This window comes from Maribacter arcticus (genome assembly GCF_900167935.1).
GTDB lineage: Bacteria > Bacteroidota > Bacteroidia > Flavobacteriales > Flavobacteriaceae > Maribacter > Maribacter arcticus.
In genome coordinates, this window is record NZ_FUYL01000001.1 from 394,205 (window position 1) to 420,653 (window position 26,449).

Here is a 26,449-nt window from a genome sequence, read left to right on the forward strand (position 1 = left end):
ATTATGACCACTCAAGAGTTAGTAGACCAAATACGCAAAAAAAAATCTTTTTTATGTATCGGATTAGATACAGATTTAGAAAAAATTCCATCGTTTTTATTAGATGAGGAGGATCCAATATTTTCTTTTAACAAAGCAATAATTGATGCCACACATGATTTATGTGTAGCCTATAAGCCAAATATTGCATTTTATGAGGCTTATGGAGTAAAGGGTTGGTCGTCACTTAGAAAAACGATAGAGTATTTAAATACTAACTATCCTGATATTTTTACGATTGCTGACGCTAAGAGGGGTGATATAGGCAATACATCAACAAGATATGCTAAAGCATTTTTTGAAGATCTTAATTTTGATTCCATCACTATTGCTCCTTATATGGGAAGAGATTCTGTAGAGCCATTTTTAGAATTTAAGGATAAACATACCATTCTATTGGCACTAACTTCAAATGAGGGGGCTTTTGATTTCCAAACCAAAAAAATTGATGGTAAAGAACTTTATAAAGAAGTATTGTCAGTTTCTACAACTTACAAAGGTTCTGAGAATTTGATGTATGTGGTAGGCGCTACAAAGGCTAAGTATCTTAAGGAAATACGTGAAATTGTACCTAATAGTTTTTTACTTGTACCAGGTGTAGGAGCGCAAGGTGGAAGCTTAGAAGATGTATGTGCTTGTGGTATGACCAAAGACATTGGTCTATTAATCAATTCTTCTCGCGGAATTATCTATGCATCTAATCTGCGTGATTATGCTGAAGCGGCCAAAACTAAAGCCAAGGAATTACAAATAGCAATGGAAAAAGAACTATCTAGATTAAACTAGATTCTCTAATGTTTTCTTAATTTTTTGCGCCTTCTGTTCGAAAAACTCTCCTAATTGGTTATTAGATTGCATGTTTGAAGCTTTATCAATAAAATTTTGATATTGATATTCTAATAATGTGATAATATCAGCATTTGCCGCTATTGGTTTCACTGTTCCTACTTTACAATATTGCTTTTCCATACTACTATAATTAAGTTCTTACAAATATACGGGCAGTTTCAATTTTTGGACGTCAGCATGTTGGGCAATACAACTAATTATTAGGTAATTTGTCTTTTTTTTAACACTTATGTAATCAAAACTCTAAAAACATGCACATTTTTGGCAATATTCAATTATGCTAATTAGAATTTGAAAAAGAATTGATACATTGTAAATTAACTTGTTCTAAAGGGATTTTAATTTGCTTCATTATATAACTTATAAACATAAGGCTTCACCTGTTTGGGTCACTTTTGTACATGGTGCAGGTGGCAGTTCTTCTATATGGTTCAAACAGATTCGTGAGTTTAAAAAGCATTTTAATGTGTTACTCTTAGATTTAAGGGGACATGGAAATTCTAAGCCAAATCTTAAAAATGTATTTGATGAGAAATATACATTTGATGTCATTACCAATGATATAGTTGAGGTCATAGATTTTGAAAATATTGAAAAATCGCACTTCGTAGGAATATCTCTCGGTACTATTTTAATACGTAATCTCGCTGAATTGCATCCAGAGCGAGTAGCGAGTATGGTCATGGGTGGTGCTATTATGAAATTAAACCTGCGTTCACAAATACTCATGAAACTTGGTATAATTTTTAAAACTATTATTCCTTACCTATGGTTGTATAAGTTTTTTGCATTTATAATAATGCCAAATAAGAATCATAAAGAATCTCGTTCTCTTTTTGTTCGAGAAGCTAAAAAGCTTTATCAAAAAGAATTTATACGTTGGTTTAAACTTACTTCAGAAATAAACCCTTTACTACGTTTCTTTAGAGCGGCCGATATTAAAATACCTACACTATATGTAATGGGAGAAGAAGATTATTTATTTCTTCCAAGTATTCGAAAGATTGTTGACCTTCATCAAAATTCGAAGCTTTTAGTGGTTGAGAATTGTGGCCATGTAGTTAATGTAGAACAGCCTAAGTTTTTTAATGATGAGGTCATTAAGTATTTGACCATGAAAAATTAAGTAAAAATTAAGTTTGTAATTACAGCCTCTTATAGAATTTTGGCACTTGGCAGTCGCTTTACCTGTTAAAACTATTTCATGGGTTTTAACTGCATTTAAATAAAAATCCCTTTTTAGTATAGAATCAATTTTTAATAATATGTTACTAGCGCTAGTTTGTGGACTTGTATGAATTTCATTTTGCCTAAGAGGAATTATAGGATAAATGTAATTGCTTAGAAACAAGAATGTGATTAATATTCTTAAATTTCTCATTGTGATAGTTTCATTGCTAGATTAGCACACTTCAATTTAACAAAAAATAAAATGTTAAACCAAAATGAAAACTAAATACAAAAAACCGGTGCTCCCACCGGTTTTTAACTAACTAACTCAAAATAACTAACTCAAAAAATTGAAAATGAATGCTTTAATGTAATGTTCTGTTTAAATTTTAACGCATAACTTATTAAGTTATTGTTCAAAATGTTAAAAAACTATTTTTTATCCTGAAGAGCGAATACTTTTTTAAGAACATCAGTTGTTCTTGATGATAACTTAGTTCTAATTTCTTCCTCTTCTAATGCAATCATTTTATAAACACCAGAAAGGGCTTCTTCGGTTACGTAGTCGGTTAAATCAGGATTTACATTGTTGGTCAAAGGAATTGCGTTGTACTTTGAAATTATGGTACTCCATATTTCATCAGCACCTACTTTTTTAAATGATGCATTAATGATAGGGTTGAATTTATCGTATAAAGCAGTATTTGTTTTGGTTTCCAAATATGTAGTAGCAGCATTATTGTCTCCTAAAAGAATATTCTTAGCATCAGCGAAAGACATTTCCTTTACTGCATTAACGAATATTGGAGTTGCTTCAGATACTGCATCTTCTGCAGCACGATTTAAAACTTTTAGACCTTCATCAGCTAGGCTTCCTAATCCGATATCTCGTAAAGTTTTATCTACTTTTTGTAATTCTTCAGGCATCAGAATTTTGACCAAATCATTTTTATAAAATCCATCGGTCTTGGTTAGTTTACTTACTTGTTTTTCGATTCCCTGATCAAGTGCTTCTTTTAGTCCATTTGCAATAGCTTCATTGCTTAAACCAGTACTTGTAGATCCCGGTATTTGGTTCACTACTTGTTGAAGTTCGGTACAAGAAATTACGAGGAACACACTAAAAATTAAGCTTATTTTTTTTATCATCATTATATTATTAAGGTCTTACATAGCTTACGAGAAAATAACGGTTTTATTGTTGTATACCATTGTTTTTCGAGCAATATGAAGTTTTACTCCTCTAGAAAGTACAATTTTCTCTAAGTCTCTACCTTTAGTTATAAAATCTTCGATTGAGTGAGAGTGGGTTACCGTAGTAACATCCTGTTCAATAATTGGACCTTCATCTAACTCCTCTGTTACATAATGGCTAGTAGCGCCAATTATCTTTACTCCTCTCTTAAATGCTGCGTGATAAGGTTTCGCGCCAGCAAACGCAGGTAAAAATGAGTGATGTATATTTATAATTCTATTTGGGAATTTACTAATAAGATTACCACTTACAATTTGCATATACCGTGCGAGAACAATGAAATCAATTTCATATTTTTCAAGCAATACCAATTGTTCTTTTTCTGCCTCAACTCTATTTTGCTTATTAAATGGAATGTGAAAAAATGGAATTTCAAATTGGTCTGCAATATGCTTTAAATCAGTATGATTGCTTAGAACAAAAGGTATTTCAACTGCTAATTCACCTGAACGATACCTACTTAATAAGTCATATAAACAATGGTTGTATTTAGAGACGAAAATTGCCATTTTGGGTAATTTATCATCGGTATGTAAGCTCCATTCCATCGTATAAGGCGAAGCTAATTCTTCTTGAAATAATGATTTAAAATGGTCGAGGTTAGAAAAGGTGTCTGCAAATTCAATAACGATACGCATGAAAAATACATCGGCAGGTTTATCAACGTGCTGGTCTAGATAAACTATGTTGCCGTGATTTCTATGAATAAATCCGGTAACTGTACTTATTATACCAGATTGATCCGGGCAATGAACTAAAATAGTGGTTTTCAATTGAGTAGTAATTAAGCTTCCAAAAATAGGGCATAATTCTTAAAATACTAAGTAATCAATTTAATTTTGGTGGTAAATATAGCATCTATAAATGCTCAGATTTCCATTTTTTATAGAATTTTCTAAAACTTTTAATCTCTGCGCGAAGTAAGTTGATGTATTCAGTTTCTTTTACACCATCTTTTTCTAAGCCTAAGCAGTAAGAATTTATATTCCTTATAATTATATTAATGTAAGATATTGTTGCTAAGCGTTCAGAATTGCAATTTGAATATTCTACTTGTGCTATTTTTTGAGGGATAAGTATCGAATCGGTCAAAATAGAATTGGCCATTATATCTCTAAGACTCTTAGATTCATAAAGTCGCATAAGGTCCTTGTTTAAAGAAACGTATGAGGCAATCTCCCTACTCATGGTACAAAGTTCCAACGCTTTTCTATAAATCGGTAAATTTTTTAAACTACGATATGCCATGTTGTGGGATAATAATGCGACTATATAAAATTACGTTAGTTATTCCATAATTTTCTATCGATTGTAAATGTATTTTGTAATTTTACTTTGTTTACGTTAATTTTAATAAAATATACCTTTGAATCCAAAGATAGACGAGCTTAACTGGAAAATACTGAAGCAGTTGCAGAATAATGCAAGAGAATCGTTCGCCAATATTGGGCGTACAGTAGGGCTTACTGCACCTGCTGTAGCTGAACGAGTAAAAAAAATGGAAGACCTAGGTATAATCTTGGGTTATAAAGCTTCGGTCTCGCACGCACTAACAGGTCATCAACTTAAGGCAATCATAACGCTTAGGGCTTTTATGGGTAAGTTGAAACCTTTCTTAGCAGTGGTGCCTACCTTGCATGAAGTCATTAATTGTTATAGAATAACTGGAAATGAGAATATTGTGATGGAAGTTGTGTTACAAGATCAATTTCACCTTGAAAAATTTATAGACCAACTTATTCAATATGGTGAAACTAGAACGCATATTGTGCTATCGCAAGTAATTTCAAATGCTCCAATACATAAAATAAAATAGATTTGAAGGTGTTCAATATTAATTATTTTTAAAAAGCCTCATGACATCTAAATCAGATTATGAAGCTTTTAAAGCGTTAAGTAATTCTTAAGAAATTAAATTTTTGGCTAGATTTTTGATGTAAATTAAATGATGAAAAAAATACTATTCTTTGCTTTTGTTTTGACCTCTATCACAAATTTTTCTCAAGAACTGAGATTATTAAGAGGTTCGATTACAGAAAATGTAGCGGTCAACGATTCTTTAAAAGAAACATTATCGCTCTATTTGCCCTCTACTTTTGAAGTTCAGAAACCTTGGCCTGTAATTTTTGTGTTTGATTTGAAAGGCAGAGGTAGGGCATCTGTTTCAATGTTGGTTACTGCTGCTGAAAAAGAAGGGTATATTTTAGCAAGTTCAGATAATGTAAATGATTCTTTATCTATTTCTGAAAATGTTCTAATAGCCAATAGAATGTTCAACGCCTTAATAAATATTGTTCCTGTTGCCAATAATCGCACATATACTGCAGGTTTTGGAAGTGGTGCTATGTTTGCCTCAATTCTACCAACGTTCATAAAGGAAATAAAGGGTGTTGTTTCTATAGGTGCTTCTGTTGGTAATATTGAAATCTTGAATTCAAAACAGACATTTCAATTTATAGGTATTGTAAATAGGTCTGATTATAGTTTTAGAGACATGCTCGATACGCAACAAATTCTTAATAAGATGAAATTCCCAAATGAATTATTGGTTTTTGATGATGATCGAATTTTACCTGATGTGACTACAATTGCTAGTGCTTTTAGAATGCTAACCTTAACGAGTATGGCAAAAGGTGATGTTCAGCGTAATGACGGTTTAATTACTGATTCTTATCGGGAGTTTATGACAAAAGCAAATATTTTTGTTTCAAGCGAAAAACCGATTTTAGCAAACTACCTATTGTCAGATATAGAGAAAGTATTTAACCCATTGGTAGAATTGGATTCTCTTAAATTATCTCAAAAGTCTTTACGGCGCAGTACTTCTTATAAAAAGGCAAATAGAAGTCAGAATAGTTATTTCTTGAAAGAATCCTTTTTAAAGGAAGATTATAGCTATTATTTAGAGGAAGATATTATTACATATAATTATGCAAATCTAGGATGGTGGAATTATCAGATGGAAGATTTAGCTAAACTCGATAAAAGCACTGTGCTTTATGAACGCCAAATGTCTAGCAGATTAAGAGGATATATAAATGCACTAATTTCTGATAATATTGATTTTGTTTCGGCAGATAAGGAAGTCGATTTAGAGGCCCTGAATTTATTGTACATGATTAAAACTATTACAGATCCGTTAGAATTTGCTCCTTATTTAAAGGTTATTTCTACTAGTGCTAAAATGGAAGATTATGGCACCGCATTATTTTATTTAGAAGAGCTTTTGAAAAATGGTTATGCCAACAAAAGTGAACTATATGAACTTGAAAATACCGCTTTATTTCGTATTACGCCTGAGTTTAACTTGCTTGTTGAGAAATATTTAAAGGATGCTCGTTACGAAATTATTGAACAGTAAGATGAGGAACTTGTTCTAAATCCCAATCAATGACTAGGCCTTTGGCTAGAGATTCGGTAATTTTTTCCCCATATAATATTTGACATAAATATAATGCAGCTTCAAAACTTTTTGCGCCGCCTGCTGAGGTAATGTATTTATCATCGTGAACAAAAAGCACATTGTCCTTTACATCAAGATTTGGAAACATTTTTTTATAATTTTCAATATCACTAGGGAAAGTAGTCGATGCCACGGAGTCTAGTATTCCAGATTTAGCCAAAAGAAATGCGCCATCACAATGACTGGTCATATAAAGTGAAGTTTTATCAATCTTTTTAATAAAATTTAACATGGTGGTATCTTTTAAGTCTTTATCCATTGAATGCTCAGCGCTTGGTACTACGAGAATATCTATTCTTGGTAATTCATCTTTGGTATAATCAAAGTCTGGTAGAATGCGAACACCTTCGAAAGTGGTAATCGGTTTAAGGGTGTTTGCTACTGTAAACGTATTCATCGCCTTAATGCCTTCTCTAAACTTGGTGTGTTGAAAAATATCGAAAGGTGCGGTAAATTCAGTATTAAAAGTGCCATCCATAATTAAAAATGCCACGTTATATCGCTCAAGGTTAAGTTCTGGCAAGACTCTTATGTCTTCGTGTAAAGGTTCTTTTGTGGGCTTTTGTTGCTCACAACTAAATGTAGTAAAAAGCAGAAGTGTAAAAAAGTATCTAAAGTTCATAAGAATAGTATTAATGTGTAAAGTACGATTATATACAAAAATGGTACAATGAATAAATTGTATTTTTGAATTGTAAACGAAGAATGATGAAGGTGTTTGTAATTATTGCAGTAATGTGCGTATTGTTTTCTTGTAAGCAGGAAAAAAAATATCATGATACAAATCATGATAGAAAGTCGTTGGTTACATCTGATAAACTGGCGGACATTTTAAAATTTCAGCAGAAGCTAAATGACGAATTTAAAGATCCCGAAACGTCTCCGTTGGCAGATAGATTTCGAATAGATTTCGAAACACTAGATTTCTTTCAACCCGATACTAATTATGTCATAGTTGCCGAGTTTATTAGAACACCTGAAGCTTTGCCATTTTCTATGCCAACAACAACAGATCGTGAATCAACTGAGGTGTTGTATGGTATTGCAAAATTCACATTAAATGGAAAAAAGCAACAATTGGAAATTTACCAAACGCCAGAATTAATTACACAAGAAAAGTATAAAGATTACTTATTTCTGCCTTTTACAGATGCTACTAATGGTGAAGAAACGTATGGTGGGGGTCGATATCTTGATTTAAGGATTCCTGATGGAAACGAAATTGTATTAGACTTTAATAAAGCCTATAATCCTTATTGTGCCTATAATAAAAAATTTAGTTGTCCATTAGTACCTTCTGTTAATCATATTGATTCTAGGATAGTGGCTGGGGTAAAAGACTTTGAAAAAAAATAAAATCCCCTAACGTGCTGTTAGAGGATTTTATTAATTATTGATTTTTATTTTCTTAATCGAAAGAATAGATTGCCGCTAAAGTAAAAGAAGCTAGAGAATTTGTAGGGTCAGTTGCATTACCAAAAGGTTCTACATCATTGCCCCAGCTATCTAAGCGTACTTCTGGTTTGATTATTAAATTACCAGTTGTATAGCTACCAGTCAATGTAGCAGCAAGTACAGGTGTATCATCTAGGCCATCTTGTGTAAAGGTCATATATTCACCTCTTAGACCTATGGCAAAGGTTTCTGAAGTTGTAAGTTGAGGGTAAATTGCCAAACCATAGAAACCACTTTCAGTTTCTGAGTTTTTATTATATGCAGCATTTATGCCAAAGAAAAAATCATCAGATACATCAAAACCACCAGTATAATCAATTTCGAAACCTAATCCATCATTTTTACCACTATCATAATATAGATTTAAGAATTGGCCATAAAAACCTAGTTGACCACCGAATGAGTATTCTCCAGTTCCTGTGATATCATTGGTATCCCATGGGTTCATAACGCCAAGCATTAAACTAACATCGTCAGATAAAGTAAAATCAGCTTTTAAACCAACATGTGAAAACGGTCCGTTTGAAAATAAATGCGAAACACTATAGTTAAAGTTTGCTGCTGGAGCGATAACCTCATATCCTAAAAATGTATTAAATCTACCAATGGTTAAAGTAGTTCCTTCAGACACGTTCCAATATGCATAAGCCTGATTGATAACACCATTCAACACATCATTATTAAATGTCGCTTCTGTTCCTCTCGGACCAAAAACTAAATCTACTACAAAACCAGTATCACCAGTTTCATAAGTACCTATTATATTGGCCATACCTAAAGCAAAACCTGTTTGGTTCGCAAACGATGTAAATGATGAAGATTCATCTACACCTGCTTCATTGAATGTTGTTCTGTAATATGTATCTATTGAACCACTAAGGCTAAGTGCACTTTTTTCCTCTTCTTGTGCAATAACACTTGACACTGCAAGTAACATAAGACCTGATGCTAAGATATTTTTTACGTATTTTGTATTGATAACTGTTTTCATAAATTTTGTTTTTAATTCCCACAAGGGATTAATTAGTTTGAGAAAATAAATTTGTTGAAAGGTTATGTAACGGAGCGCTCTGCAAAGCGCTCCGTATTTTTTAATTTAGTGATCGTTCATTCTAAAATCTGCATAGGCATCCATACCATGTTCATGAATATCTAAGCCTTCTACTTCTTCTTCTTTAGATACTCTAAGACCTAATGTTACTTTAAGTACACCTAATATTATTCCAGATGTTACGACACAGAAGCCACCTACTATAAGTACTCCATAAAGTTGTGTCATAAATTGAGCGCCACTTGCCAAGTTTCCAAAAATACCTACAGCTAAAGTCCCCCAGATACCACAGATTAAGTGTACCGCTACTGCACCAACAGGATCATCTAATTTTATTTTATCAACTAAAGCAACACCGCCTACTATTATTATACCTGCTAGAAAGCCGATTACAACTGCTTCATTTGGTGACATTAAGTCTGCACCTGCAGTAATACCAACTAGACCACCAAGAATACCGTTAAGGAACATGGTTAAATCTAAATTCTTATAAAGTATAGTAGAGGTTATCATTGCTCCGAATCCACCTGCAGCGGCAGCTAAACTTGTAGTAACCAAGACTAATGACGTTAATTCTGGGTCTGCAGATAATACTGATCCGCCGTTGAAACCGAACCAACCTAACCATAGTATTAAAACACCGGCAGTTGCCATTGGTATGCTGTGACCTGGTATGGCGTTTGGTTTGCCGTCTTTACCGAATTTTCCAATTCTTGCACCTAATAAGGTTATAGCAACCAAAGCTGCCCATCCACCAACAGAGTGTACTAATGTCGAACCTGCGAAATCATAGAATCCCCATGAATCCAAGAATCCTCCACCCCATTTCCAAGCACCTACTATAGGGTAAACTAGACCTACGTAGATTACTGTGAAAATCATGAAAGAACCTATTTTAATTCGCTCAGCAACGGCTCCAGATACAATGGTAGCTGCAGTTGCTGCGAACATTCCTTGAAAAAGAAAATCTGTCCACCATGTATACCCGCCATCTGCATATTCAGCCGTCATTCCTCCTTCAGGGGCTCCAATTCCAAAACTATCCATGCTAAATTTTATTAATCCCAAGTCACCATCTTCGAAACCAGGGTACATTAAATTGAAACCCCATGCATAATAAAGAAGTAAACCTCCTGTGATAATAAATATGTTTTTAAATAATATGTTAATTGTGTTTTTTTGTCTGGTCAATCCTATTTCTAGAAAAGCAAAACCAGTATGCATGAAGAATACCAATGCGGTAGCCAACATCATCCATACGTTATTTGCTGTAAATAATCCTGCGTCCATTTCTTTTCGTTTTAGTTAGTTTTTTAAATTTTTAGTTGATACCTGCCAAACCATTCTCTTTGGTTCTAATTCGGTAAGCTTCCAATACTTCGGATACAAATATTTTTCCATCACCTACATTACCTGAGTATGCAGCTTCAAGTATTGAATTCACTGTTTTTTCTAGAAAGTCATCGGATACTACTATAGATAGGTGTCTACGTTGTATATCCGTTGTACTATATGAAATACCGCGATAAACATGACCTTGTTTTTCATTGCCAACTCCTGTTACGTCCCAGTAACTAAAGAAGTTAACCTCTATTTGATGTAATGCCTCTTTGACATCGTCAAACTTTGATTTTCTGATAATTGCCTCAATTTTTTTCATTTGATTAAGTTTTTGATAATGCCAAATATATGTTAATTACAACAACCCCCTATTTATTTTAGGGTATGAATAGATATTTTTATTGGTATCATAATTTATACCCCATAAATTTTAGGGTATTGATAGTTATAATTAAAAATTTTGTGGATAAGTGGAATTGTGTGGGGACTATAATCGTGAATTTTGACTTAATCGTCAGAAAATTCATTAGTTATCTACCGATTGTTTAAAAAAACGGCAAATACTTTAAAAATAAGTAAATATTAAAATAGTTGGTGCTGATTGTTGGTTCTATAACATTTTACAAACCCAAAGGCCAAATGAGATGGCTAGAATGCCTAACGCAACACTTAAGCCCAAGTAAAGTGACGTGTAAAGAATAGAAGATTCCTTTAAAAGAATATTACTTTCTAATGCGAATGTTGAGAATGTTGTAAAGCCCCCGCAGAAACCGGTGGCTAATAAAAGGGTTTGATTTTGAGTAATGTAATTGTGCTTTAAAGAAAGACCTATAAGTATACCTATTAAAAGACAACCTATAATATTTACTAAAAAAGTACCTAGATAGAAATTTGAATAGTAGGAATTGAGGTTTTTTGAAATCCAGTATCTTAAGATACTACCTAAACCTCCTCCTAAAAAAACCAGTAAAAATTGTTTCATACCTTATAAAGGTAAAAACTAAACTGCTTTCTTGTAGCTAGATGTAAGTAAATCTAAAGGATAGATTACAGAAGTATGTTGATTGGATAATTCTTGAGAAGATTGTTTTGATTTTTGTGAAACACTTAACAAGCTAACTACCACCATCGCGATATTAATACCTACTAAAACTAAAAAAATTGTAAGAAATGTCATCATAATTAATTACCATGTATAGATGAATAACGCAAAATTACGTTATTTGGTATATTATACGAGCAAAATGACCATTTTGTTGTAAAAATGTTAATTTTTGTGGTGTAGGTAAAATATTAACTAATCCTTTAGTAAAAACTTGATACAAAGTAGTGATACTAAGAATAATACAAAGAATAAGCCAATCCACTTAACTCCCTTGAAGTACTTTTGGTGTAGTTTAAAGTCTTTTTTATAGGAAATGATAATAACGATGGCAAAAACCACTGCAAATCCTATAGCAAAAATGATTTGCCCTGTGCTGAACATATTTCCTATTTTTACGCAAAGCTAACTGAAAACGATAAAATAAAGATGAAAAACAAAATCAAAGCGGTCAAAGAATTTCATAATTCTTTTGGTCTAGGTGTTTCAGAAAATATGATTGCCGACTTAGGGGAAGCAAAAAATAATTTGCGTTTTAACCTCATGGATGAAGAAAATAAAGAATATTTAGAGGCTGCACAAAATAATGACCTTGTAGAAGTAGCAGATGCCCTTGGTGATATGTTGTATATTTTATGTGGTACTATTTTAGAACACGGTATGCAATATAAAATAGAGGAAGTTTTTAATGAAATTCAACGAAGTAATATGAGTAAATTAGGAGTGGACGGTAAGCCTATATATAGGGAAGATGGTAAAGTGCTTAAAGGTCCAAATTACTTTAAACCGAATATTGAGACAATTCTTGATAAATAAAAAGGGGCCAATTGGCCCCTTTTTTCTATTTTTCAACTTTAAATCGCCAGCCAAATTTGTCTTCCGATTTATTGTATTGAATGTCTGTAATAATCTTTTTTAAAGATTGTCCATAGCTGTTTTCTAATTCTGGTAATTCGTAGTCTGTATCTCTGTAACCAAATCCAGAAATTGGAGAAATTACCGCAGCTGTTCCCGTTCCGAACATTTCCTTTAAAGAGCCGTCTTTGGCTGCTTCAACCACTTCTTTTACTGTTATTTTTCGAACCTCAGTTTTTATGCCTTGGTCTTTTGCGATGTCTAGTATGCTTTTTCTAGTAATACCATCAAGTATGCGGTCGCTTGTTGGGCCTGTTAATAAAGTGTCATTTATTCTTATGAATATATTCATTGCGCCCGCCTCTTCAATAAATTCATGATTGGTGTCATCTGTCCAAATAACTTGGTTGTATCCTTTTTCAACAGCTAATTGGGTGGGGTAAAATTGACCTGCATAATTGCCGCCTGTTTTAGCATAACCAACACCACCGTTTGCTGATCTAGAATACCGTTCTTCGATAAGTACTTTTACCTTACCTGAAAAATACGCTCCAGATGGTGCGCACGCTATTATGAATTTATATTCATTGGCTGGTGATGCATGAAATCCGTTACCAGAAGCAAACATAAAAGGCCTTATATATAATGAACTACCATCCTTAGTTGGTATAAAATCTTTATCAATATTAAGAAGCGTGGTAAGCCCATCCATGAAATATTCTTGTGGAATTTGTGGTATGCACATTCTATCCGCAGAAATATTAAATCGCTTAAAATTCTCTAAAGGTCTAAATAAAAATACATCGTCATTTTTATCTTTATAAGCCTTCATTCCTTCAAATATAGACTGTCCATAGTGAAAAATCTTAGAAGATGGATCTAGTACTATTGGTTGGTAGGGTGCAATTTTAGGCATTTCCCATGCTCCATTCTTGTACGTACAGACAAGCATGTGGTCTGTGAATACTGAGCCAAAAGTTAGATTATCAAAATCTACTTGGTCAATTTTTGAAGTTTTTACTTTTTCTACAGTGATATCTTTAGTTTCAATACTCATGAAATACGTAACTTTAGTTGATTAAAATTAAACAAATATCGCTACTAGCACTTCTTTTTTAGATTAAAATTGACCAGTTTTGTAGGTAATTCATCATTTTTAAGATTTATGAAAGGATTTAACATTTTACTTGTGTTTTTATTTGGATTTTTTTCATGCTTTGCTCAGAAAGATTCGAAGATATTACCTTCTAAGGATACAAATTCTGGCACCTATTATGGAGAAGAGTTTACGGTGGATGCTGTTGATCTAGAGAAAGAAGTTTGGCAGAAATATACTTCTATGGCTATTTCAGATTCTTTACATGTGCAATTTAAGACTAAGGTTAAAGAAGTTTGTAAAGTAAAAGGATGTTGGATGATTGTTGAATTACCTGAAGGCGAACAAGCAATGGTTCGTTTTAAAAACTACGGTTTTTTTATGCCTTCTGATATTTCTGAAAAAGAAGTTGTGTTAAATGGTTTGGCATTTGTGGAAGAAATGAGTGTCGAAGACCAAAAACATTATGCAAAAGATGCAAGTAAGTCTGCCGATGAGATTGCTAAAATATTAACTCCTAAAAGAACATTTAGTTTTGAAGCTTCAGGAGTCTTAGTTCCAAATTAATTTGAAAAGAGAAATAATTACAACAGGTGATGGTTCTAAGACCATTCAGATAATGGATTGGCAAGAGCAATACCATTCTAAACATGGAGCTATTCAAGAAGCCTATCATGTATTTATTCATTCAGGATTAGATTTGTTCAAGAATCAAGATTTACATATTCTTGAAATTGGTTTTGGTACAGGTCTTAACGCTTTCATTACTTTGATGGAGTCTGAGAGGCGAAATTTGAAAATCAATTATACTGGTGTAGAGGCCTTTCCTGTTTCTGTTGATGAACTTAATCAGTTGAATTATATTGAAGAATTAGATTCGGTTTCACGAAAAAAAGACTTCGATTTAATGCATTCTTCTCAATGGCAAGAAGATATTGTAATTAGTTCTGAATTCATTCTTAGAAAAGAACAGAAAGATTTTAAGGATATCGATATCTTAGAAACGGTTAACCTTATTTACTTCGATGCATTTGGTGCTCGTGTTCAACCAGAATTATGGACTGTTGAGATATTTGAAATTATGCATAGGGCTATGAAACCTGGTGGTTATTTAGTGACCTATGCAGCTAAAGGCAGTGTAAGACGAGCTATGCTAGAAGTTGGGTTTCTGGTTGAGAGATTGCCAGGCCCACCAGGTAAACGAGAAATGTTGAGAGCAAGAAAAAAATAGTAAAAGGACTTTTATTGTAATTTTAAGAAACTTCAAAGTATTAAGAATCAATACGTTTGCTCACAATGTTAAATTGAAATTAAATAGTATATCAAGAATCACCAAAAGCAATACCTTTAAGCTATGAAAGTATTGATAACAGGTGCAACAGGGTTAGTGGGTAGCGAGTTGGTATCTCAATGCCATGAAAAAGGATATGACGTTAACTACCTAACAACCAGTAAAAAAAAGATTGTTTCAGAACTTAATTATCAAGGTTATTTCTGGAACCCTACTACTGCAGAAATTGACCAAAATTGCCTTGATGGCGTTTCTGTCATTATAAACTTGGCAGGTTCTAGTATATCTAAACGATGGACGAAGGGGTATAGGCAAGAAATAATTGACAGTAGAGTAAATTCATTAGAATTACTTAAAAACACACTTCTTAAAACTGAAAGACATTCGGTTAAGTCAATCGTTTCGGCATCTGCAATCGGTATTTATCCAGATTCGTTAAGTGATTATTATACAGAAGACGAGACGAAAGTAGATGATAGTTACTTAGGTGAAGTAGTAGATGTTTGGGAAAATAAAATCGATGAATTTGAAGCGTTAGGTTTAAAGGTTGCAAAGGTACGTATTGGTTTGGTTTTGTCTAATGATGGCGGTGCTTTGCCAGAAATTGCAAAACCAGTTAACTACTTTGTTGGTGCAGCTTTTGGTACTGGTGAACAATGGCAGTCTTGGATTCATATTTCAGATTTGGCAGGCATCTTTCTACATATTGCTTCTTTTGAATTGGAAGGCGTTTATAATGGTGTAGCTCCCAATCCTGTAACTAATATTAAATTGGTGAAGGAAATTGCAAAGGTTTTGAATAAACCTTTGTTCTTACCTAATATCCCTAAATTTGTAATGTATACTATTCTTGGTGATATGGCTTATATTTTATTCGCAAGCCAACGAGTCAGTAGTAAGAAGATTGAAGAAGAAGGTTTTATTTTTCGTTATGCTAATATTTGTCAAGCACTAGGGGCTATTTATGAGAGTGATGATGAGTGCGTAGATTCAAAAACTAAAATAACAAAGGAGTTCGTGTCTTAGATAGATGACTTTTTAAAATGTTAATTATAAATCCGCTATTTGGCGGATTTTTTTTTAAACTTTTGTGACATTTTGACATTTTTAAAGATTTGGCAGTACTTTTGCCTGCTTTTAATCAGCGATTAAATTACAATAAGTTATGAGTGATAAAGAAAACACATTCGATGATGAATTTTTGGAAGATGAGCTTTTAGGGGGTGAAACTCAAGAACAAAACCAAGATAATGAAATTGAAGGTGAAGAGCTATCTGAAGAAGAAAAACTAAGAATAGAGTTAGCGAAAGAAAAGGATAAATTTTTAAGATTATTTGCAGAATTTGAAAACTATAAAAGACGTACTTCTAAAGAACGTATGGAGCTATTTAAGACTGCTGGTCAAGAAGTTATCGTTTCATTATTGCCGGTTTTGGATGATTTTGATAGAGCGATGAAAGAATTGGCAAAAACTGATGATAAGGAAGTTTTCAAGGGTATCGAATTAATCAATGTGAAGTTGAATGAAACTTTGAAGTCAAAAGGTTTAGAGATTCTGGAAGTTAGAGCTGGTGATGTTTTTGACGCAGAAATTCACGAAGCAATTACACAGATACCTGCTCCAGATAAAAAGATGAAGGGTAAAATTATAGACGTCATCGAAAAGGGATTCAAGTTAGGTGACCGTATTATTAGGCATCCAAAAGTTGTAGTAGGAAATTAAAAAATTGGAATGAAGGAAGATTATTATGAGGTTTTAGGCATCAGTAAAAGTGCATCTGCTGCAGAAATAAAGAAGGCATACCGAAAAAAGGCATTACAATATCATCCTGATAAAAACCCGGGTGATAGTTCTGCTGAGGAGTTGTTCAAAAAATCTGCGGAAGCATATGAAGTTTTGAGTGACGCCGATAAGAAGGCTCGTTATGATCAATTCGGTCATGCTGCTTTCGAAGGTGGCGCAGGCGGCTTTGGTGGTGGCGGTATGAATATGGATGATATCTTCAGCCAATTTGGTGATATTTTTGGAGGCGCATTTGGTGGTGGTGGCGGCTTTGGCGGCTTTGGCGGCGGTGGCGGTCAAAGAAGAGTCAAAGGTAGCAACCTAAGAATTAGGGTTACATTGACCCTAGAGGAAATAGCAAATGGCGTTGAGAAGAAAGTTAAAGTAAGAAGAAAAGTTCAAGCTGAAGGTGTTACTTATAAAACTTGTAGCACTTGTGGTGGTAGAGGTCAGGTGACAAAAATTCAGAATACCATTTTAGGTAGAATGCAGACGGCTGCCGTTTGTAGTTCTTGTGGTGGTGGTGGACAGATTTTAGATGGTAAGCCAGGTGACGCAGATGCACAAGGACTTAAAGTTGTCGAAGAAACTGTATCAATAAATATACCCGCCGGTGTTGAAGAGGGTATGCAATTAAAAGTGCCAAATAAAGGTAACGATGCTCCAGGAAACGGAATTCCGGGCGATTTGTTAGTAGCCATTGAAACACAAGAGCATAGTACTTTAAAAAGAGAAGGTGATAATTTGCACTATGATCTTTATGTAAGTATTTCTGAAGCAGTACTTGGTACTTCTAAAGAAATTGATTCAGTCGGTGGTAAGGTGCGTATAAAATTAGAACCTGGTATTCAATCAGGTAAAATATTAAGACTACGTGGAAAAGGAATTACAAGTTTAAACGGTTACGGTGCTGGTGATATATTGGTGCATGTTAATGTTTGGACACCAAAAGAGTTGAATAAAGAGCAAAGAGAATTTTTTGAAAAAATGCAGGGTAATGAGAATTTTGAGCCTAAACCTGAGAAATCAGATAAGTCATTTTTCGAAAAAGTAAAAGATATGTTCTCTTAAGTTCAAAATCTTTCGTTTTTAAATAAAAAACGTATATTTGAGATAATATTGGGCAACCAATATTAATTTTCTTTTTCATAGCAATTTTTTTCCCATCCTTAATTTATTAAGGGTGGGTTTTGCTTTTTAAGACAATGCTGTATCTTAATTTTATTGCTTAAATGACTAATAGTATAAAGGAATCATAAAGAATGTAGCTAGTCAAAACAATTCAATATCTTTGAATAAATTGCGTACATGAATCATATTTTGGTAGCTAATGAGGTCACCAAACAATTTGGAAACCATACGGCTTTAAAGAACGTTTCCCTCGAAATCCCAAAAAACAGTATATATGGCTTACTAGGACCTAATGGTGCTGGTAAAACAACATTAATTCGTATTATAAATCAAATTACTTTTCCAGATAAAGGCTCTGTCTATTTTGATGGTGAGCTTCTTAAGCCTGAACATATTTCTCAAATCGGTTATTTGCCAGAAGAACGTGGCCTTTATAAAAGTATGAAGGTTGGCGAGCAAGCTTTATACCTTGCGCAGTTGAAAGGACTTTCAAAGGCTGAGGCTAAAAAAAGACTAAAATATTGGTTTGAAAAACTAGAAATAGGTGATTGGTGGAATAAGAAAATCCAAGAACTATCAAAAGGTATGGCGCAAAAAATACAGTTTGTGGTTACCGTTCTGCATGAGCCTAAACTTTTAATTTTCGATGAGCCTTTTAGTGGTTTTGATCCTATAAACGCAAATCTTATAAAAGAACAGATATTGAGTTTAAAGGATAATGGTACATCCATAATATTTTCTACTCATAGAATGGAATCGGTTGAGGAACTTTGTGAGTATATCGCTTTAATACATAAATCTGAAAAAATACTTGATGGTAAATTATCCGATATAAAAAAAGCCTACAAGAATAATATCTTTAAAGTAGGTTTAGAAACGGCGAATCAAGATGTATTGATAAGTGAAGTGCAAGATAAATTTCAACTTTTATCCCATGATTATGATATCACAGAGAAACAGTTGAATTTAACTTTACAACTTCCTTCAAAAGAATCTAGAGCAATATTGGACTTTTTGAGCACTAGAGCCAATGTAAACGGCTTTGTTGAAAGTATACCCTCTGCCAATGATATTTTTATTAAGACTATTCAAAATAAGAATATAGCACATGAATAAGTTACCGTTAATTATCAAGAGAGAATATTTGGCAAAAGTGCGAAACAAGTCGTTTGTAATCATGACTTTTTTGAGCCCAATTCTAATGGTAGGCATGATTCTTTTAATTGCTTATTTAACACAGCTTAATGATAATGAAGAAAGGGTTATCGCCGTTTTAAACGACAGTGGTTATTTTTCTAATGAGTTTATTGCTTCTGAAGCAACATCATACGTTAATTTTCAAGATTTGACATTGGCAGAAGCTAAAGATTCTACTTTGAGCTTGGGTTATTATGGTCTTGTTTATTTACCAAGCGAACCCAATTTGGAACAGGTTGCACAACGAACTTTTTTTTATAGTAAAGAAGCTCCTAGTTCAATAGTACTAAACAAACTTGAAAACACAATAACCAGTAGATTACGACAAGAAAGACTGCGGGAACTTGGATTGTCGCCCAAGGAATATGCCGAAATGGATCGTAGTTATAATATGAATATTGAAACTTTCGACGGACTTCAAAATATAAAAGGGATAAATGAGATAAAAGCTATAATAGGTGGTGCTTTTGGTTACCTCATAATGATGTTTATTATTATTTATGGCGGTTTTGTAATGCGAAGTGTAATCGAAGAAAAAACAAGTCGAATAATAGAGGTTATTATATCTTCTGTAAAACCTTTTCATTTAATGATGGGTAAGATAATTGGTACATCGTTAGCGGGTATTACACAATTCGCCATTTGGATAGTATCTGGAGCAATTTTGCTATTTATTGGTTTGACTATTTTCGATATTGATCCGGCTAGTTTAACAAAAGGAGGCATGGCACCAGGAATGGCTGGTAATGCAAGTGTAGATGTAGATGCTGTTACGCAGAATATTCAATTATATGCCCAAGAAATTTTTGAAATTCCCATTTTTGCAATGCTGATTTTTTTCATCATTTATTTTGTTTTGGGGTATTTGATTTATAGCTCAATCTATGCGGCAATTGGAGCTGCTGTTGATAATGAAACTGATACTCAACAGTTTATTTTTCCGGTGATTTTACCATTAATGTTAGCTATTTACGTTGGCTTCTTTTCTGTATTCAGTAATCCTAATGGTCCTATTGCTGTTGCTTTTTCTCTATTTCCACTAACATCGCCTATTGTTATGTTAATGCGTTTACCATGGGGTATTGGTGAAGGTGGTGTACCTGTTTGGCAATTGATAAGTTCTATTTTAATATTAATAGCTACTTTTATTGGTATTGTTTGGATGGCGGCTAAAATTTATCGAGTAGGTATTCTTATGTACGGTAAAAAACCTAGTTATAAAGAATTGTACAAGTGGCTTAAATATTCTTCATGATCCAAGAAAGTACAGAAAAGATTAAAGAAATAATTGAGGATGATGTCTGGGGAACTCTAAAGAAATTTTTAGATCTAGGCTACCAATTTGGTGAAGGTGAAAGGTCTATTCACATTACTGTGGGTCTACTTTTGCTTCTAACATTGGCCTTTTTACTTACTAGTACAATTTTACAGGGCATTAGAAGGTTTTTTACTAGGAAAATGGAGGTAGATGATAAACTGAAGTTTATTAGTATTTTCAAGTTTATTAAGTACCTAGTTTACGTAGTAGTAATACTATTTACTATGAGTGCTGCGGGTGTTGATATTACCATATTAATAACAGCCTCTGCTGCTTTGTTTGTTGGTCTTGGTCTTGCATTACAAGAGATTTTTCAAGATATAATCGGTGGTATTTTTATTATAGTAGATAAGTCTTTGCGAGTTGGTGATATTATAGAAATCGATAATAAAGTTGGTAAGGTTTTTGAAATTAAATTACGTACAACGCGAGCAATTACTAGAGATGATAAGGTTATTATTATTCCAAATCATAAGTTTATAAGTGATATCGTTTATAATTATACCCAAAACCATAAAACTACAAGAGAATATATAAAACTTGGGGTAGCTTATGGTAGTGACGTACAGCTCGTGACTAAAATATTATTAGAAGTAATTAAGACGCATAGAAATGTATTAAAAAGCCCTAAGCCTTTTGTGATTTTTGAAGATTTTGGAGACTCAGCATTAATGTTTTCTTTGAATTTTTATATCACCGATAGTTTTTCAGATCCTAGAATAAAAAGTGAATTACGATACAAAATAGATGCTGAGTTCAGGAATAATAATATTACCATTCCTTTCCCTCAAAGAGATGTACATTTATTTCAACAAGCACCTTTTCAACATAGCAATGTTTCAAATGAAGGGAATAATGAAAAAGGCTAGCGGATTCTTTTTATTGGTTTTATTACTCATCGTAACCATCAATCCAATTTTAGCTCAAACTCCAGATGTATTTAGAATAGAGTATATGCTGATGCCAGATAATAGTGGTGATGTAGAAACTTCGCGAATTAAGCTGGTGTTAAATGTACCTATTGCGTTAAGAGAAAAAAGAGATTACCTAATTCTAGGGGCAGAATATAACCGGTATAATTTTGAAGTGCCTGATGACCTATTTCCTAATTCTAATGATTTAAGTAAGTTTCATGTGATAGATGTCAATATGGCTTACATGTATAATTTGAGTGAGAAATGGCGGTTAATAGGAGTAGTTACTCCACGTTGGTCTTCAAATTTTGTAGAAGAATTGCAGCAAGATGATTTTAATATGAATTATACGGTGGGTGCCTATAAAAATATTAAAGATGTAGAAAAACCTTTTATTTTAGTATTAGGAATTTCATATAATGGCACTTCACCAATTGATGTTCCACTGCCTTTTGTGTACTATGAAAAGCGATTTCACCCAAATTGGTCTTACGTTTTAGGGGTGCCAAAATCTGGAATGAAATATTTTACCAAGAAGGGACATTTCTTTCAAACAGAATTATTTTTAGATGGGTATTATGTGAATATTCAGAACAATATATTACTTCCGGGTAATAATTTATCTACTGATGTCTCTTCTACGGCATTATTATTGACTTTAGGTTATCAGTATAAGATAACTAAGGATATGTCCGTTTACTTAATAGGTGGTCACTCCTTATTTCAGAATGGAGTATTAAGGGACGAAGAACGAAATGATATTTTTACCTTAAATGATGAAGCAGGACTTTATTTTAGAACAGGATTTAGAATAGGAATTTAAAAAATTATTATGTCAAAAATATTAGTAATAGAAGATGAAGCTGCCATTAGAAGGGTATTGGTCAAAATCTTATCTGAAGAGAACGATGCGTATTCTGTAGAAGAAGCAGAAGATGGATTGAAGGGAATTGAAACCATTAAGAACAATGATTATGATTTGGTTCTTTGTGACATAAAAATGCCTAAAATGGATGGTGTTGAAGTACTGGAGGCTGCACGAAAAATAAAACCAGAAATACCTTTTATAATGATATCTGGTCATGGTGATTTAGATACTGCCGTAAATACAATGCGCTTAGGTGCTTTCGACTACATCTCAAAACCGCCAGATTTAAATAGATTGTTAACAACCGTAAGAAATGCTTTAGATAGAAAAGTTTTGGTTGTAGAAAATAAGAATCTAAAAAAGAAGGTTAGTAAGAACTATGAAATGATAGGGGATAGCAACGAAATAAGTACCATTAAAGGTATGATAGAAAAAGTTGCGCCAACCGATGCTCGTGTATTGATAACGGGTTCTAATGGTACAGGGAAAGAATTAGTTGCTCATTGGCTTCATGAGAAAAGCGCAAGAAGTGGAGAATCATTTATTGAAGTTAATTGTGCCGCAATACCGTCCGAATTAATTGAAAGTGAATTATTCGGCCATGTAAAAGGTGCTTTTACATCTGCTGTAAAAGATAGAGCAGGTAAGTTTGAGGCTGCCAATAAGGGTACCATATTTTTAGATGAAATTGGTGATATGAGCCTTTCTGCCCAAGCAAAAGTTTTACGTGCACTTCAAGAAAGTAAAATATCAAGAGTAGGTTCTGACAAAGATATTAAAGTTGATGTTCGTGTTATTGCAGCGACTAACAAAGATTTAAAGAAGGAAATTGAAGATGGTAACTTTAGAGAAGATTTATATCATCGATTAGCAGTAATTCTTATACAAGTACCTAGTTTAAACGATAGAAGGGATGATATTCCTTTGCTGATTGAACATTTTTCGAAGAAGATTACCGAAGAACAAGGTATGGCTGCTAAAACTTTTTCAGATACGGCGATTAAGCTTTTAAAAGCATATGATTGGACAGGAAATATAAGAGAGCTTAGAAACGTTGTTGAGCGTTTAATTATACTTGGTGGTCAAGTTGTTTCTGAAGATGATGTGAAATTATTTGCTAGTAAGTAATTAAAACTAGGGATTTCTATTTTTCTTTTGGGCAGTCGCCTATTTTATTTAATGCATTTTGAGTAATCTCTTTAGTGCGTAAATTATAATATTTACTGCCTTCAGTTAAATTTGGTTTCAGTAATTGATTTTCACATTCATCAAATATACGCTGTGCGAAGGCTTTTGCGTCTTTGCAATTAATAGTGGCAACAACTTTTTCAAGTGAAACTTTATACTTTGCTAATGAAAGGTCTATTTTATCATTTAAACTAAGGCTTTTACTGTTCTTGGTGTTAATTACGGTTTTTGAAGCAGTATTAGTGTTCATTGATAATACGTCATTAGCGTATGTGCTATTATGGCTATCGTGTGAATCAAGAACAAACATAGTGTTGTTGATGAGCTCAATAGATTTATCTAAATAGGTCCTTGTGCCTTCTAAAGTTGTGGATTTGGTGGCGAGAACAAGTGTATCTAAATTTTCGTTCATACTTGCTTTTGCAAAAGTACAACCACAAACTTTTAATTGGTTTTTAGATTTTTCCAAAGCATTTACAGCCTTGTATGCATAGAACCTAGCTTGGTTTATGTCATCTGTAAGAAGTGCAGCGGTTATCTGAGATTTTGCAAATCCCATATTTGAATTTGCGTATTCACAGTCTAAATTCGTTCGAAAAGAGGATAGTGCTAATACAGCAAGAGTACAGAAAATGTAGGTCGCTTTCTTCATTTGTAGGTTATTTAAATTGTAAAATTTGGGATTTTACAATTATAAATTTAAGTGCTTTGTTCAACGGAAAATATTATTTTCGATACAATACGTTTGAATTACGATAAACGGAAATTTATAGGATAAGTACCCCATTCTATTAAAAACAGAATTAAAATTTTATATTTCAGTATGAATAGGATAGAAATACAACAATACAGGGCTAATAACGACTTTAAAATATCTGAAACGAAAACATATGAAGATTTCGGTAAATCAGAAAAGATTCTAAAAAAAGAGTTATCGGTAATTAGAAGAGAACTTGGAGAGTTTCAAGACACCATTTATGCACATGGTAAATATAGTATTTTGGTGTGTTTGCAAGGAATGGACACTGCAGGAAAAGATAGTTTAATACGAGAGATATTTAAAGACTTTAATGTTAGTGGAGTAGAGGTGCATAGTTTTAAAGTGCCTACCGAATTAGAATTAAGTCATAATTATTTATGGCGTCATTATTTAGTATTACCTGCAAAGGGTAAATTTGGGGTTTTTAATAGAACCCATTATGAAAATGTATTAGTAACCAGAGTTCATCCAGAATATATTCTAAATGAACACATTCCGGGTATTCATAACGTAGAAGACATAGATCAAAAATTTTGGGATAAAAGGTTTGAACAAATCAATGATTTTGAGCGTCATCTAGCAGAAAATGGAACGTTGATTTTTAAATTTTTCTTAAATCTTTCTAAAGAAGAACAACGTCAACGTTTGTTAAGACGATTAGCTCTTAAAGAAAAACATTGGAAGTTTTCTCCAGGCGATTTAAAAGAGCGTGAATTATGGCAGACCTATCAGAATTGTTACGAAGAGGCAATTTCAAAAACCACAAATGATTATGCACCTTGGTTCGTGGTACCTGCAGATAACAAAAAAGCAACTCGAATAATTATTGCTTCTATATTACTTCAATCGTTAAAAAAATACAAAGATATTAAAGAGCCTATGTTAAGCGATAAAATATTAGCTAATTTAGGCACCTATGAAGAACAGTTACAACGTGAAAAGTAAACTTGCGCTATTAGTCGTTATTTTCTTTACCTATTTTGGGTTTTCTCAAAGCAATGATCAAGAACAAATTAAAAAGTTATACGATGCTGCATTAACCCAAGGAAAAGGGTATGATTGGTTAAATTATTTATCAAATCAAATTGGTGGTCGGCTTTCAGGGTCAATACAAGCGCAACAGGCAGTAAATTATACGAAATCTCAATTAGATTCATTAGGTCTCGATAAAGTTTGGTTGCAGCCTGTTATGGTGCCAAAATGGGTAAGGGGTACACCTGAGTTTGCTTATTTTGAAACTACACCTGGCGTAACTACTAATATGGCAATTTGTGCATTAGGTGGCTCGGTTGCCACTCCACCTAAAGGTATTAAGGCAAACATTATAGAACTAGGTGGAATTGAAGAATTAGCTACTTTGGGTAAGGATAAAATACAAGGTAAAATTGTATTCTTCAATAAGCCGATGGATCCTACTCAGATTAATACATTTAATGCATATTCCAATTGCGTTGACCAACGCTACTCAGGTGCGTTAGAAGCTTCTAAATATGGAGCATTAGGCGTAATTGTAAGATCAATGAATCTTCGGCTAGATGATTTTCCGCATACGGGTTCAATGGGGTATGGCGAACAATCTGTTGATGATAGAATACCTGCTGCTGCTATAAGTACAAACGCTGCAGATTTGTTGAGTACATCGTTAAAGTTAAATCCTGAAATCAATTTTTATTTTAAACAGAATTGCAAGCAATTTGAAGATGTAGAATCATATAACGTAATCGGAGAGATTAGAGGTAGTTCTAAGCCAGAAGAAATTATTGTGGTTGGTGGTCATTTAGATTCTTGGGATTTAGGTGATGGTTCTCATGATGATGGTGCGGGTTGTGTGCAAAGTATGGAAGTACTAAACCTTTTTAAGAAAACAGGGTTTAAACCTAAGCGAACTATTAGAGTGGTACTCTTTATGAATGAGGAAAATGGTTTAAGGGGTGGTACAAAATATGCAGAAGTTGCCAATACAAATAAAGAGAAGCACATCTTCGCATTAGAAAGTGATTCAGGGGGCTTTACGCCAAGAGGTTTTACTTTCGACAGTTCTGATAAAGATTTTGATAAAATTAAAAGCTGGAAACCCTTATTTGAACCTTACTTAGTTCATTATTTTGAAAAAGGTGGAAGCGGTGCAGATATAGGTCCGTTGAAAAAAGATGGTATGGTGTTAGCTGGTTTACGACCAGACTCACAACGGTATTTCGACTATCACCATGCGGAAAATGATACTTTCGAACATGTTAATAAACGTGAGCTTGAATTAGGGTCTGCCTCAATGGCAAGTTTAATTTATTTGGTAGATACCTACGGCTTTTAATAAGACACTCTA

Annotated in this window: 30 protein-coding genes; 18 read left to right on the top strand and 12 right to left on the bottom strand. The window is 33.3% G+C overall.

Features of this window, described 5'->3' with window-relative positions; genetic code table 11:
* The first annotated feature begins 3 nt into the window (after positions 1 to 3).
* Complete coding sequence (pyrF, locus tag B5X55_RS01770; protein WP_079510767.1) at positions 4 to 825, top strand: orotidine-5'-phosphate decarboxylase; 822 nt, start codon at positions 4 to 6, stop codon at positions 823 to 825.
* Here the strand turns inward: pyrF and B5X55_RS01775 are convergent.
* Complete coding sequence (locus tag B5X55_RS01775) at positions 817 to 1,008, bottom strand: hypothetical protein (RefSeq protein ID WP_079510769.1); 192 nt, start codon at positions 1,006 to 1,008, stop codon at positions 817 to 819. The genes pyrF and B5X55_RS01775 overlap by 9 nt on opposite strands.
* 223 nt (positions 1,009 to 1,231) lie before the next feature.
* Between B5X55_RS01775 and B5X55_RS01780 the strand changes: the two genes are divergently transcribed.
* A complete protein-coding gene (locus tag B5X55_RS01780) occupies positions 1,232 to 2,014 on the top strand; it encodes an alpha/beta fold hydrolase (RefSeq protein ID WP_079510771.1) in 783 nt (260 codons plus the stop codon).
* Positions 2,015 to 2,490: 476 nt separating this feature from the next.
* Here B5X55_RS01780 and B5X55_RS01785 read toward each other — a convergent pair whose 3' ends face one another.
* From B5X55_RS01785 to B5X55_RS01795, 3 genes are all read right to left on the bottom strand, one after another.
* A complete protein-coding gene (locus tag B5X55_RS01785; RefSeq protein ID WP_079510773.1) occupies positions 2,491 to 3,207 on the bottom strand; it encodes a DUF4197 domain-containing protein in 717 nt (238 codons plus the stop codon).
* A gap of 27 nt (positions 3,208 to 3,234) precedes the next feature.
* Positions 3,235 to 4,086: a formyltetrahydrofolate deformylase gene (purU, locus tag B5X55_RS01790; protein WP_079510775.1), complete on the bottom strand. Its 852-nt coding sequence runs from the start codon at positions 4,084 to 4,086 to the stop codon at positions 3,235 to 3,237.
* Between the two features lie 85 nt (positions 4,087 to 4,171).
* Positions 4,172 to 4,501 carry a hypothetical protein gene (locus B5X55_RS01795; protein ID WP_234999641.1) on the bottom strand — a complete coding sequence of 110 codons (330 nt, stop codon included), beginning with the start codon at positions 4,499 to 4,501 and terminating at the stop codon, positions 4,172 to 4,174.
* A gap of 178 nt (positions 4,502 to 4,679) precedes the next feature.
* Between B5X55_RS01795 and B5X55_RS01800 the strand changes: the two genes are divergently transcribed.
* Both B5X55_RS01800 and B5X55_RS01805 read left to right on the top strand, forming a co-directional pair.
* Positions 4,680 to 5,129 (top strand): Lrp/AsnC family transcriptional regulator, encoded by a 450-nt coding sequence (locus tag B5X55_RS01800; protein WP_079510779.1) that lies wholly within the window; start codon positions 4,680 to 4,682, stop codon positions 5,127 to 5,129.
* 129 nt (positions 5,130 to 5,258) lie between these two features.
* Positions 5,259 to 6,674 (top strand): alpha/beta hydrolase family protein, encoded by a 1,416-nt coding sequence (locus B5X55_RS01805; RefSeq protein WP_234999642.1) that lies wholly within the window; start codon positions 5,259 to 5,261, stop codon positions 6,672 to 6,674.
* Here B5X55_RS01805 and B5X55_RS01810 read toward each other — a convergent pair.
* A complete protein-coding gene (locus B5X55_RS01810; protein ID WP_079510781.1) occupies positions 6,661 to 7,398 on the bottom strand; it encodes a DJ-1/PfpI family protein in 738 nt (245 codons plus the stop codon). The genes B5X55_RS01805 and B5X55_RS01810 overlap by 14 nt on opposite strands.
* A gap of 65 nt (positions 7,399 to 7,463) precedes the next feature.
* Here B5X55_RS01810 and B5X55_RS01815 point away from each other — a divergent pair, with 65 nt between their 5' ends.
* On the top strand, positions 7,464 to 8,132 hold the full coding sequence (locus tag B5X55_RS01815) for a DUF1684 domain-containing protein (RefSeq protein WP_317042661.1): 669 nt from the start codon (positions 7,464 to 7,466) through the stop codon (positions 8,130 to 8,132).
* 52 nt (positions 8,133 to 8,184) lie between these two features.
* Here B5X55_RS01815 and B5X55_RS01820 read toward each other — a convergent pair whose 3' ends face one another.
* The 5 genes from B5X55_RS01820 to B5X55_RS18615 form a co-directional block, all read right to left on the bottom strand.
* Positions 8,185 to 9,222 carry an outer membrane beta-barrel protein gene (locus tag B5X55_RS01820; protein ID WP_079511087.1) on the bottom strand — a complete coding sequence of 346 codons (1,038 nt, stop codon included), beginning with the start codon at positions 9,220 to 9,222 and terminating at the stop codon, positions 8,185 to 8,187.
* A 105-nt stretch (positions 9,223 to 9,327) separates the two neighbouring features.
* Entirely contained in the window at positions 9,328 to 10,572 is a 1,245-nt protein-coding gene (locus tag B5X55_RS01825; protein WP_079510785.1) for an ammonium transporter, read from the bottom strand.
* A gap of 31 nt (positions 10,573 to 10,603) precedes the next feature.
* Positions 10,604 to 10,942: a P-II family nitrogen regulator gene (locus tag B5X55_RS01830; protein WP_079510788.1), complete on the bottom strand. Its 339-nt coding sequence runs from the start codon at positions 10,940 to 10,942 to the stop codon at positions 10,604 to 10,606.
* Positions 10,943 to 11,233: 291 nt separating this feature from the next.
* The gene (gene crcB, locus B5X55_RS01835) at positions 11,234 to 11,605 is read right to left on the bottom strand and encodes a fluoride efflux transporter CrcB (RefSeq protein ID WP_079510790.1); all 372 of its coding nucleotides are present in this window, start codon (positions 11,603 to 11,605) and stop codon (positions 11,234 to 11,236) included.
* Positions 11,606 to 11,623: 18 nt separating this feature from the next.
* Positions 11,624 to 11,803, bottom strand: coding sequence for a hypothetical protein (locus tag B5X55_RS18615; protein WP_143057800.1), 180 nt, complete (start codon positions 11,801 to 11,803; stop codon positions 11,624 to 11,626).
* Positions 11,804 to 12,154: 351 nt separating this feature from the next.
* Here B5X55_RS18615 and B5X55_RS01845 point away from each other — a divergent pair, with 351 nt between their 5' ends.
* Complete coding sequence (locus B5X55_RS01845) at positions 12,155 to 12,541, top strand: pyrophosphohydrolase domain-containing protein (RefSeq protein WP_079510794.1); 387 nt, start codon at positions 12,155 to 12,157, stop codon at positions 12,539 to 12,541.
* Positions 12,542 to 12,566: 25 nt separating this feature from the next.
* On the opposite strand, the gene B5X55_RS01850 is transcribed toward B5X55_RS01845, so the two are convergent.
* On the bottom strand, positions 12,567 to 13,637 hold the full coding sequence (locus B5X55_RS01850; protein ID WP_079510796.1) for a branched-chain amino acid aminotransferase: 1,071 nt from the start codon (positions 13,635 to 13,637) through the stop codon (positions 12,567 to 12,569).
* A 108-nt stretch (positions 13,638 to 13,745) separates the two neighbouring features.
* Here B5X55_RS01850 and B5X55_RS01855 point away from each other — a divergent pair, with 108 nt between their 5' ends.
* The 10 genes from B5X55_RS01855 (at position 13,746) to B5X55_RS01900 (ending at position 23,306) form a co-directional block, all read left to right on the top strand.
* The gene (locus B5X55_RS01855) at positions 13,746 to 14,243 is read left to right on the top strand and encodes a DUF4920 domain-containing protein (protein ID WP_079510798.1); all 498 of its coding nucleotides are present in this window, start codon (positions 13,746 to 13,748) and stop codon (positions 14,241 to 14,243) included.
* A 1-nt stretch (position 14,244) separates the two neighbouring features.
* Positions 14,245 to 14,907: a tRNA (5-methylaminomethyl-2-thiouridine)(34)-methyltransferase MnmC2 gene (gene mnmD / locus B5X55_RS01860; RefSeq protein ID WP_079510800.1), complete on the top strand. Its 663-nt coding sequence runs from the start codon at positions 14,245 to 14,247 to the stop codon at positions 14,905 to 14,907.
* Between the two features lie 123 nt (positions 14,908 to 15,030).
* A complete protein-coding gene (locus tag B5X55_RS01865; protein ID WP_079510802.1) occupies positions 15,031 to 15,993 on the top strand; it encodes a TIGR01777 family oxidoreductase in 963 nt (320 codons plus the stop codon).
* Positions 15,994 to 16,132: 139 nt separating this feature from the next.
* Positions 16,133 to 16,690 carry a nucleotide exchange factor GrpE gene (locus tag B5X55_RS01870; RefSeq protein ID WP_079510804.1) on the top strand — a complete coding sequence of 186 codons (558 nt, stop codon included), beginning with the start codon at positions 16,133 to 16,135 and terminating at the stop codon, positions 16,688 to 16,690.
* A 9-nt stretch (positions 16,691 to 16,699) separates the two neighbouring features.
* Positions 16,700 to 17,821, top strand: a complete 1,122-nt coding sequence (dnaJ, locus tag B5X55_RS01875; protein WP_079510806.1) for a molecular chaperone DnaJ — start codon at positions 16,700 to 16,702, stop codon at positions 17,819 to 17,821.
* Positions 17,822 to 18,058: 237 nt separating this feature from the next.
* The gene (locus B5X55_RS01880; protein WP_079510808.1) at positions 18,059 to 18,997 is read left to right on the top strand and encodes an ABC transporter ATP-binding protein; all 939 of its coding nucleotides are present in this window, start codon (positions 18,059 to 18,061) and stop codon (positions 18,995 to 18,997) included.
* Positions 18,990 to 20,333: an ABC transporter permease gene (locus B5X55_RS01885; RefSeq protein WP_079510810.1), complete on the top strand. Its 1,344-nt coding sequence runs from the start codon at positions 18,990 to 18,992 to the stop codon at positions 20,331 to 20,333. Before B5X55_RS01880 ends, B5X55_RS01885 begins: the two co-directional genes overlap by 8 nt.
* Positions 20,330 to 21,265, top strand: coding sequence for a mechanosensitive ion channel family protein (locus B5X55_RS01890; protein ID WP_079510812.1), 936 nt, complete (start codon positions 20,330 to 20,332; stop codon positions 21,263 to 21,265). Before B5X55_RS01885 ends, B5X55_RS01890 begins: the two co-directional genes overlap by 4 nt.
* The gene (locus B5X55_RS01895; protein WP_143814378.1) at positions 21,252 to 22,133 is read left to right on the top strand and encodes a DUF6268 family outer membrane beta-barrel protein; all 882 of its coding nucleotides are present in this window, start codon (positions 21,252 to 21,254) and stop codon (positions 22,131 to 22,133) included. Before B5X55_RS01890 ends, B5X55_RS01895 begins: the two co-directional genes overlap by 14 nt.
* Before the next feature lie 9 nt (positions 22,134 to 22,142).
* The gene (locus B5X55_RS01900; RefSeq protein ID WP_079510816.1) at positions 22,143 to 23,306 is read left to right on the top strand and encodes a sigma-54-dependent transcriptional regulator; all 1,164 of its coding nucleotides are present in this window, start codon (positions 22,143 to 22,145) and stop codon (positions 23,304 to 23,306) included.
* A 16-nt stretch (positions 23,307 to 23,322) separates the two neighbouring features.
* Here the strand turns inward: B5X55_RS01900 and B5X55_RS01905 are convergent, their stop codons facing one another.
* Positions 23,323 to 24,018: a hypothetical protein gene (locus B5X55_RS01905; RefSeq protein WP_079510818.1), complete on the bottom strand. Its 696-nt coding sequence runs from the start codon at positions 24,016 to 24,018 to the stop codon at positions 23,323 to 23,325.
* Positions 24,019 to 24,189: 171 nt separating this feature from the next.
* On the opposite strand from B5X55_RS01905, the gene B5X55_RS01910 reads away from it, so the two are divergent.
* Both B5X55_RS01910 and B5X55_RS01915 read left to right on the top strand, forming a co-directional pair.
* Positions 24,190 to 25,071 carry a PPK2 family polyphosphate kinase gene (locus B5X55_RS01910; RefSeq protein WP_079510820.1) on the top strand — a complete coding sequence of 294 codons (882 nt, stop codon included), beginning with the start codon at positions 24,190 to 24,192 and terminating at the stop codon, positions 25,069 to 25,071.
* Positions 25,043 to 26,437, top strand: coding sequence for a M20/M25/M40 family metallo-hydrolase (locus tag B5X55_RS01915; protein ID WP_079510822.1), 1,395 nt, complete (start codon positions 25,043 to 25,045; stop codon positions 26,435 to 26,437). Before B5X55_RS01910 ends, B5X55_RS01915 begins: the two co-directional genes overlap by 29 nt.
* Positions 26,438 to 26,449 lie beyond the last annotated feature (12 nt).